Source organism: Falsiporphyromonas endometrii, from assembly GCF_042654485.1.
GTDB classification, from domain to species: Bacteria; Bacteroidota; Bacteroidia; order Bacteroidales; family Porphyromonadaceae; genus Porphyromonas; species Porphyromonas endometrii.
In genome coordinates, this window is record NZ_JBHSGO010000157.1 from 1 (window position 1) to 9390 (window position 9390).

Below are 9390 nucleotides of genomic sequence, written 5' to 3' on the forward strand. Positions count from 1 at the left end.
ACAGACAATTCGAAATAATTTCTTTAATTTGTACTTGTGTAAGGTTCATGCTTTTTATCGTTTTTTAGTTTGTAATTTCAAAGATAATAGTCTTGGGTCTTACACACTTTTTTGGGACAGTATCGCTTGTATCAACTGCTAATCTCCACCTCAAAACAGAAGGTGTTTTTATCGGACAGCCTACTTTGGAACTCAAAGGGGGGCTTATCTTGTAAAAATGAAATGCTCAAACGCATAAATTCAGCGATTGAGCATCATTAATACGCCCTTTCCAACTTTTATCGAACAATGATTCTTAATTAATCTGTATTTAAAAGAATATTATTCCTATGACACTCTAAATGGGCGATCAAACACATCTAATTCACATTCAAACTCATAAAAAGAATAGCTGATAAAACACAAAAACAGCTATTACAAACTAATATATTGAAGAAATATTAGTTTCTTATTTGAATTTGATACAAAAAAATAGCCCACTCTTCATTTGAAATGGGCTATTTTTGATATGAGTTGGATTGTTTATTTAATAATGCATTATCATTTTTGAATTATACCATCTCTTTTCATCAGTGGCTCTATCAAAGGTTCTCTTCCTCTAAAGTTTACATAGAGATCCATTGCATCTTGGGTGTCACCTTTTTGAAGTATCTCTCTTCTAAACCTATCTGCCACCTCCTTATCAAAGAGTTTATGTTCGGTAAATGCTTCAAAAGCATCAGCATCCAAGACTTCGCTCCACTTATATCCATAATATCCTGCTGCATAACCTCCGGAGAAGATATGTCCAAAAGCAGGGCTCATAATAGCCTCTTTTGGTGCTTCGGGCAATACCAAAGTCTCTTTCCAAGCCTCCATCTCGAAAGCCTTTACATCAATATCTTCGGGAAGGTCTTTGTCAATGGTATGCCATGCCATATCAAGGAAGCCGAATGAAAGCTGTCTGCAACAGCTGTAGGCTGCTAAGAAATGCTTTGCTTTATGCAATTTTTGTATGAGTTCACGAGGTATCTTTTCACCTTTATCGTTGACAGCAAATGTATCAAGCCACTCCTCTTTGTCACACCAATTTTCCATAAGCTGTGAAGGTAATTCAACAAAGTCCCTTACCACAGATGTACCACTCAAAGAGGCATACTTGCACTTTGTCAACAATCCATGCAGAGCATGACCAAACTCATGTAAGAATGTATTCACTTCTCCGAGAGTCAAAAGAGAAGGTTTATCTTCCGTTGGAGGGGTAAAGTTCATTACCAAAACAATGTGAGGTCTGTGATCAGTACCATCTTTGTCGAAATACTGATCTTGGAAACCATTCATCCATGCCCCACTTTGCTTACCATCACGTGGGAAGAAGTCAGTATATAACAATCCAAGGTATGCACCATGCTCATCCAAAACCTCAAATACTTTGACATCTTTATGATAAACAGGTAAATCAACCGGTCTAAAACTAATACCATATAGTTTATTAGCAAGACCAAAAACACCGTCTATGACTTTGTCAAGTTTGAGATAAGGTCTAAACATTTCTGCATCAAGCTCATAGTATTTCTTCATATACTTCTCAGACCAATAAGACCAGTCCCATGGTTGAAGCATATCTTTGTCAAACCCTTGATCGAAAGCAAAAGTTTCGATCTTCTTTATCTCTTCCAAAGCGGTAGGTTTGTATGCCTTGAGCAACTTATTCAACAGGTTATAAACATTGTCTGCACTCTTTGCCATACGGTCTTTGAGTACCATGTCCGCAAAGGTCTTATAGCCCATTATTTCAGCATCATGCCGTCTTAGATTGGCCATTCTGACAATGAGCTTCTTATTATCCAAATCATCACCTTTGGCTGCAATGGTCATATGAGCCATATAGATATCTTTTCGAAGCTTATCATTGGTACAATACCGCATGAAAGCACTATACGAAGGAGCACTCAAATCAAATACCCATCCTTCAAGATCTTTGTCTTTAGCCTTTTGCTTGGCTATACCAAGAGCACTCTCAGGCATTTCCCCAAGATCATCCATATTCTCCAAATGAAGGAAATACTTCTTCTCATCCTTTAAGGCATTTTGCCCCACGGTATGACTTAGAAGACTAAGCTCTTGTGCATTCTTACGAATCTGATCTTTCTTATCTTCAGAAAGCAGTGCACCACTGTCAACAAAACCTTCATAACATCTAAAAAGCAATCTTTTGTCTTCCCCTGTCAGCTGTTGATATTCTTGTTTATAAACATGTTCAACACGCTTAAATAGTTTGTCATTCAAGCTGATATAAGTTCCCAACTCTGTTAATAAAGGGATTACTTTCTCAGAAATTGCATTAAGGTCATCATCACTGAGGGAGTGAAGAAGATTAAAAAATACTCCGGATACTCGCTCCAACTCTTCTCCACAGTTATCCATTGCCAAGATGGTGTTTTGAAATGTAGCCTCCTCCGGATTATTGATAATACGATCTATCTCTTCCTTTTTGATCTGAATAGACTTCTCAAAAGCCGGTAAAAAATGCTCCTTTTCAATTATATCAAAAGGATATGCACCATGGAGCGTATCAAAAGGTTTAAGCAAAGGGTTATTCATTATATCTTTATTCTCAATCATTGCTAATATTAATTTTGATTCTATACAAAGATAATGATTAAGGCGTTGTTTAAACCACGTGTTTTTGTTCGTTGATAAATCTTGTTGATAACTTGTAGAGAACTCGTTGAAAAGAAAATGACAACAAATTTTGATATCTCATCCATAGTGTTGCATATACAAAGAATCATTAATGTCAAGAGAAAAGATAACTACTTATGAATAAGTTTTCCTACGCTTATGATAAAAAAATGATGTATAAACACAGGTCTCGGACGGCCATAAAGCAGTATTTTTAAGTTTCGGTATTGTTCATAATCTATTCAAAGTATTTATATACAATAAATTAGATCTGTAGATAAGTTGTCAACAAGTTATTCATAAGCTGTATACAACCCCATTTTTTATCGTTTATAAGTCCAAACTCATTAACCCATTAAGATATGGGATATCAACATAATAAACAGACCTTATTATCATTAAGTATAAATAGATTAATCTATATATTCTGTATAATAAAGATAGATGTCAACAACATGGGATAAATACTTCAAATAGCTTCTAAATTCAATTTGTATCTTTGAATGTCATAAACATTAGATATATGAAACTTACTCATACAATTCACATACTTGACAAAGTTTATAATGTAGATAATGAGGCTTATCAATTGCTTAATAAATATATTGACAACCTCAATTCAGATCCATCCCTCTTGAAAGAGAATGTCGAAGAATTGGAGATGTATATAGTCTCGGTTATAGATCAAAGTATCACTCCGGGCGAAATAATAGATGTTCGATTGGCCAATATGATTATTGACAGCTTAAGGTCTGTTGATAAGAACTCATTGAGTTGCAAGAAAGTTTTATATCGTGATGTTGAGCATGGGATGATATGTGGTGTCTTTTCCGGTCTCAGTCATTACTGGAATGCAAATATCATCTTACTGAGAGCCTTGGCTGTGGTGGTAACCTTAGCATTGACTGTTTTATTCAATTTAGGATGGATTATAGGTGCTCTGTATATCGCCTTTTGGATGATTGTGCCTCCTGCAACCACAGCTACTGAGAAGCTTAAAATGAATGGTCTTCCCATAACTGTTCAAAATATCACACAATGTGTTTTTGAAGAGGCTAAAGAGAAAAATGCCAAACCTACCCAGCTCTATATGTTGCTTGGATGCCTCTTCAAAGGACTTCTTGTATTGACTATCATGATAGGTATCCTCTATTGTGGACTTATTATACTGGAAGTTTTAATTGGTTTTTCGGGGGTTCTTTTTGCGAGTTATCTCGAATTTGATAAGACTGTACTGAAGATCTTTCCGAGTTGGATGATTTGTCTTGGGTGTGTTTCTCTTATTGTGGCTATAGCAATACCTGTAGTCAAATATATCTTCAAAACAAGTTTCAAATCTAAAATTTTGAGATGGACTTTGTTGTCTGCATGGTTTGTGTCATTGGCTCTGTTGATATTTATATTCTTCATGTTTGTTTATAAATTTGGTATTAGTTTTCTTATGTATCGCTTATTGTGACATCATGAAGTATTCCGGAATATCATAAGTTTAACCTTGTTTGAAACGATACAATTATAGTTCAGTTATCATCAAATTATCTATAACTATTGACTATTGTTGTATTCTAACTTATATTTGCGATTAGTAAACACTAAAATATATTGCCTATAGATACATTACTACCTTTCTAACCAAAGCTTATAAAAGCAATGACTGATTATAGAGAGCTGACAGACGATCAGCTTATAGATAGGTATACGAAAGGGTGTGGTGTGGCATTTGATGTCTTACTGGATCGTTACGATTCCATAGTTCACACATATATTCGCTTTTCAATCAAAGATTATTCCATAGCAGATGATATCTTCCAAGATACCTTTGTTAAGGTTATACTTACATTGAAAAATGGAAAGTATAATGCACAGGGTAAATTTAAAAGTTGGGTTTTGCGTATTGCTCATAATCTGGTTATGGATTATTATCGTCGTGAAAAGAGTGAGCAGCGTTATGAGAGTCCTTTTGAAGATGAGTATCGAGAAGAATTGATCGATCGCATTAAATCTGATGAATTGAATAGTGAAGAAACGATTGCTCGAAAAGAGCAGATCCATGAGCTTTATGAAATCATAATTGGACTACCCAAAGAGCAAAGGGAGGTGGTAATAATGAGGTATTGGAAGGACTTGAGTTTCAAAGAAATTGCCAAAAAGACCGGAGTCAGTATCAATACGGCTTTAGGAAGGATGCGTTATGCACTTATCAATTTGAGGAAAATGGGTAAAGATTGTTGTATAGATATCTGATCAACTCAGTTTAATTCAAAAATATCTTAAGACAAATTAGGATGGGAAATCAGTTCAAAATAAATTCATAAGTGTATCTCTTTCTATTGAAATATTTTGGATTTACTGATAATTATTGACATAAAAAAAGCTTCCCTCTCAGGAAGCTAACCCATAAAATCAAAATAATGAAAGTGACCCCGACAGGATTCAAACCTGTAACCTTCTGATCCGTAGTCAGATGCTCTATTCAGTTAAGCTACGGGGCCAATACAACTTATCGAAAAACTTTCTGAAGTGACCCCGACAGGATTCAAACCTGTAACCTTCTGATCCGTAGTCAGATGCTCTATTCAGTTAAGCTACGGGGCCAAACAATATTTTTCTTTATTGCGGGTACAAAGGTAGTTATAACTTTTGTATTCGCAAGTTTTTATCAAAAAAATTATTTCAACAAATCGGGTCTAAGTCTTTTAGTCCTTTCGACTGCTTGTTCCAATTTCCACTGATCTATCTTCGCTTCATGTCCCGAAAGGAGTATCTCCGGCACCTTCCAGCCATTATATTCAGCCGGTCTCGTATAGATTGGTGGAGCCAATAGGTTGTCTTGAAAAGTGTCGCTAAGAGCACTTCCTGCATCTCCTATCACTCCCGGTATAAGTCTTGTGATTGCATCAGTCATGATGGCTGCGGGTAGTTCACCACCGGTCAGTACATAGTCGCCTATGGAGAATTCTCTTGTAATCAGATGTTCTCTAATACGATAGTCAATTCCTTTGTAGTGTCCACAGAGGATAATGATATTATTGAGCATGCTCATCTCATTGGCATGGGATTGATCAAATTTTTCTCCATCCGGTGAGGTATAAATCACTTCATCATAGTCTCTTTCGGATTTGAGTGCTGATATACATCGGTCTATAGGTTCGATTTGCATGACCATGCCCGGTTCTCCACCAAAAGGATAATCGTCTATTCTTCTCCATTTATTGGTCGAATAATCTCTTAATTGGTGGATATGTAAGTCTAAGTATCCATTTTTTCGGGCTCTTCCGATGATGGAGCAGCTCAATGCCTGTTCAATCATTTCCGGAAGACAAGTAATTATATCTATACGCATCAGAATATCTTTTGTTTGCGAAGTTAATTAGAATAATTGAACAACTGTTTTTGCCTTTGGTTCTACTTACCATCTTAGCTTTGATGTCACGAAGCTTCCTGATAGAGATCTGGCCAAAAGATATAAGTCGAATGCTAACCACAGTCCTGTTACCTCTAATATGTTGATGGATAAAAAGTATGTTGAGAAAAATACTATTGCTCCTATTGCAATGGTTTGTAGCATAGCTTTGGAAGCTGTAGCTCCCACCATTAGTCCGTCCCAAATAAATGCGCCAAAGCTTACCGCAGGGATTAAGGCTACCCAGTAGACACTTTGCATAGCTGTTTTGATAACTTCCGGTTTGTTGGTTAATATTCCCAATATCTTTTCCGGTACGATAATATATATGGCCGTAATGAATATTGTAATTACATAGGCTATCCTAAAGAGTTGTTGTCTCATCAACTTACCTTCTGTATGGTTTCTCTCTCCTATATATCTTCCACATAGAGCTTCTCCGGCATAAGCAAATCCATCCATAAAGTAAGAAAACAGAGTGAAGAGTTGCATTAGTATAGTGTTTGCTGCTACAGTGTTGGTGCCAATCTTGGCAGATGCATATGTAAAGAATAGAGTGACAGCTCCCATCAGAGTGGTGCGTACAAGAAGGAGACCTCCCACAGTAAAGTATTTTTTCAGTCCATCTGTATCGATGCAATATCTCCATCTAAAAAACTTGAGATAGCGTTTGTATTTGCTTATTGCAAAGATAAGCATCATGACAAAGCAAATGTATTGTGCGGAGATGGTTCCGATAGCGAGTCCGGCTATTCCAAGTCCTTGATATTTGACTAAATAGAAGCTTAAACAGATATTGATCACATTTTGCAGAATGGATACAATCATAGGTATGCGTGTATTTTGCATACCAATAAACCAACCATTCATAGTATAAAGTCCAAGCGCTGCCGGAGCTCCATAAAATGCATAGCTTAGATATTTTATGGCATCATTTCCAAGTGCTTCTCCTTGAGCTGAGAGGATGAAAGCAAATTGATAAAGAGGTGTTCGACAGATAATAATCAGTACAGACAGACATATAGCATAAAAAAGTCCCTTTGCAAGTTGACGGCAAATCTCCTCAACATCATTTCGTCCGTACGCCTGTGAAGTAAATCCCGTAGTACCCATCCGAAGAAATGCAAACAGCCAGTAGATATAACTTACGAGACCGGAAGCCACAGCTACAGCTCCAATGGCTGTAGGACTGCCAAGGTGTCCGGCAAGTGCTACATCAACAAGCGAAAGAAGAGGAACTGTGATATTGGATATAATATTGGGTAGGGCGAGGTGGAAGATGCGTTTGCGCATCATTTTCTTAGGTGATATGTTTGATTGTATTGTCATATAACTAATAATTGATAGTTTAAGACTATTGTTTAAAGGCGATATTCTTCGTTGCTTTTGGTAGTTGACCTTGGGCGTACATGAATACACTTTGACCTAAGCTCTTTGTATCTCACCATTTTACAAAGTCACCAATTATGCTTGTTAATTTGAGAAATGGCATTTGTACAGCATCCTCGTCTGTGCAAAGCTATAACAACTATCAAGAATTCAGAATATCTATATTCTCTTAATCCTTTTATTGCGATGATGTAACTCGTTATGTTTATTGATTAAGATGCCAAAATCAGCTCAAAAAACTTCATAAATGAGAGCTCTTTTCTAAATTTTTATGGAGTTTGTCCTAAATCAAAAGATCCTTTATTAGTCTTTTATATTAAACAAAATTACTTCTAACCTATCGTATTTCTAACAGATTATATACTTTTGCAGTCCGATTATCAGTTTTAAGAAATAGACGAATGAAGTATTTGATTCAAGCGTTCTATATTTTGCTCTTCTTCGCCTTAGGGGAGGTTGTGAGTGAATTAATAGGACATTTTATTCCGGGAAGTGTGGTAGGAATGATGCTACTCTTTTTGGCACTTAGACTTAAACTTGTCAAACCTGAGAAGGTAGATCGAGTAAGCACGTTATTAACAGCTAATATGGGATTGTTCTTTGTCCCGGCAGGTGTCGGGTTAATGACTCAGTTTGGACTAATAAAAGAGTTTTGGCCGGCTATTATCGCATCCATGGTACTTAGTACCGCAATCGTATTGACAGTGGTTGGCTGGTCTCAGGATCGTATTGAAAAGCATCAAGAGAAAAAGAAAAAAAGAAAGGAGGAGCAACATGATTGAGCAAATCTTTTCTAATCCGCTTTATTGTCTTCCTTTGACAATAGGTATTTATCTATTGAGTGTCAAGTTTTACGCTTGGGTGAGGATTCGTATCTTTCACCCTCTGGCTATTACGATAGCTCTCCTTATTATTATGCTTATTGTCACAAAGACAGACTATGAGGTCTATAAGCAGGGGAGCTATCTGATTAATTTCTTACTTGGACCATCTGTCGTAGCTTTGGGATATGTTCTTTATGAACAGTCTGAACATCTCAAAGGGAGAGTTTTGTCTATCTTGACCACAGTCTTTATAGGGGCATTTGTTGGAATTATAAGTGCTGCAGGGATTGCTTACCTTATGGGTGCAGATAAAGCTATCGCAGCTTCAATGGGACCACGAAGTGTCACAACACCTATTGCGATTGTATTGAGTGAACAAAATGGAGGTATTCCGGCTTTGACAGCAGTTGTTGTGGTAGTAGCTGGAATACTGGGAGGACTTATCGGACCGCCTATTTTTAAGCTTCTTAAGATTGACAGTCGAATAGCTCGTGGTCTTGCTTTAGGGGCATCTGCTCATGGTGTAGGTACCTCTGTGGCCATTCAGCTTGGTGCAGTGGAAGGTGCTTTGGGTGGTCTTGCTATTGGTATAATGGGTATTTGGACTTCACTCTTGCTTCCGGTATTTCAATATATCATTAAGTTGTTGTAACCCTTTGTTTATAGTTTTATTGACACATTGTTATAATGGCTCTTCGTTATTGGAGAGTCATTATCTTTGTTTATAAAGAGTGTTGCACGAAGTGCCGCTTATAAGCATATTTGGTGACTTTGAATGTATGAGACCGAAGTCGAATACTGATAGCAACGAAAAAATATCGCCTTTGTACAGGAGTCTTTTATAAAATCAATTACAACAATACGATGAAGGGGTTAGTCAGAAGTGTTTCTTTAGATACCTTACGAACGATAGCCATTTTGATGGTTATCACTATTCACACGACAGGACAATTTGTTTTGGATGTTAGTCAAAAAGACTTTGGCGGTAGTATCCCAAAAAGTGTGTAAAGGAGATTTATCTTTGAGTCAAAATTAATCATTTCCTTTCATTGTTTAGTTCATCCGTCAGGCGGGCATGAAAAACACCGGGGGGATTGGCGTCCGCCCGGG

At 36.9% G+C, this 9390-nt stretch carries 7 protein-coding genes and 2 tRNA genes; 4 read left to right on the forward strand and 5 right to left on the reverse strand.

Annotated elements, in window-relative coordinates:
• Nucleotides 1-540: 540 nt before the first annotated feature.
• A complete protein-coding gene (locus ACFO3G_RS04935) occupies nucleotides 541-2604 on the reverse strand; it encodes a M3 family metallopeptidase (protein ID WP_380078537.1) in 2064 nt (687 codons plus the stop codon).
• Nucleotides 2605-3187: 583 nt separating this feature from the next.
• Here ACFO3G_RS04935 and ACFO3G_RS04940 point away from each other — a divergent pair.
• Nucleotides 3188-4123 (forward strand): PspC domain-containing protein, encoded by a 936-nt coding sequence (locus tag ACFO3G_RS04940; RefSeq protein WP_380078539.1) that lies wholly within the window; start codon nucleotides 3188-3190, stop codon nucleotides 4121-4123.
• A 191-nt stretch (nucleotides 4124-4314) separates the two neighbouring features.
• A complete protein-coding gene (locus ACFO3G_RS04945) occupies nucleotides 4315-4908 on the forward strand; it encodes an RNA polymerase sigma factor (protein WP_380078541.1) in 594 nt (197 codons plus the stop codon).
• 174 nt (nucleotides 4909-5082) lie between these two features.
• Here the strand turns inward: ACFO3G_RS04945 and ACFO3G_RS04950 are convergent.
• The 4 genes from ACFO3G_RS04950 to ACFO3G_RS04965 form a co-directional block, all read right to left on the reverse strand.
• Nucleotides 5083-5156 (reverse strand) — tRNA-Arg (locus tag ACFO3G_RS04950).
• A gap of 29 nt (nucleotides 5157-5185) precedes the next feature.
• Nucleotides 5186-5259, reverse strand: a tRNA-Arg gene (locus ACFO3G_RS04955).
• A gap of 73 nt (nucleotides 5260-5332) precedes the next feature.
• Nucleotides 5333-6007 (reverse strand): tRNA (guanosine(37)-N1)-methyltransferase TrmD, encoded by a 675-nt coding sequence (gene trmD, locus ACFO3G_RS04960; protein ID WP_380078542.1) that lies wholly within the window; start codon nucleotides 6005-6007, stop codon nucleotides 5333-5335.
• A 66-nt stretch (nucleotides 6008-6073) separates the two neighbouring features.
• On the reverse strand, nucleotides 6074-7396 hold the full coding sequence (locus ACFO3G_RS04965) for an MATE family efflux transporter (protein ID WP_380078544.1): 1323 nt from the start codon (nucleotides 7394-7396) through the stop codon (nucleotides 6074-6076).
• A gap of 461 nt (nucleotides 7397-7857) precedes the next feature.
• Between ACFO3G_RS04965 and ACFO3G_RS04970 the strand changes: the two genes are divergently transcribed.
• Both ACFO3G_RS04970 and ACFO3G_RS04975 read left to right on the forward strand, forming a co-directional pair.
• On the forward strand, nucleotides 7858-8238 hold the full coding sequence (locus ACFO3G_RS04970) for a CidA/LrgA family protein (RefSeq protein WP_380078546.1): 381 nt from the start codon (nucleotides 7858-7860) through the stop codon (nucleotides 8236-8238).
• On the forward strand, nucleotides 8234-8932 hold the full coding sequence (locus ACFO3G_RS04975) for an LrgB family protein (protein WP_380078548.1): 699 nt from the start codon (nucleotides 8234-8236) through the stop codon (nucleotides 8930-8932). Before ACFO3G_RS04970 ends, ACFO3G_RS04975 begins: the two co-directional genes overlap by 5 nt.
• The last annotated feature ends 458 nt before the right edge of the window (nucleotides 8933-9390 follow it).

Bases quoted from the DNA above. Each gene is read 5' to 3' on its own strand.
- ACFO3G_RS04945 (WP_380078541.1), top strand. From the start codon at position 4,315: ATGACTGATTATAGAGAGCTGACAGACGATCAGCTTATAGATAGGTAT.
- trmD (WP_380078542.1), bottom strand. From the start codon at position 6,007: ATGCGTATAGATATAATTACTTGTCTTCCGGAAATGATTGAACAGGCA.
- ACFO3G_RS04965 (WP_380078544.1), bottom strand. From the start codon at position 7,396: ATGACAATACAATCAAACATATCACCTAAGAAAATGATGCGCAAACGC.
- ACFO3G_RS04970 (WP_380078546.1), top strand. From the start codon at position 7,858: ATGAAGTATTTGATTCAAGCGTTCTATATTTTGCTCTTCTTCGCCTTA.
- ACFO3G_RS04935 (WP_380078537.1), bottom strand. From the start codon at position 2,604: ATGATTGAGAATAAAGATATAATGAATAACCCTTTGCTTAAACCTTTT.
- ACFO3G_RS04940 (WP_380078539.1), top strand. From the start codon at position 3,188: ATGAAACTTACTCATACAATTCACATACTTGACAAAGTTTATAATGTA.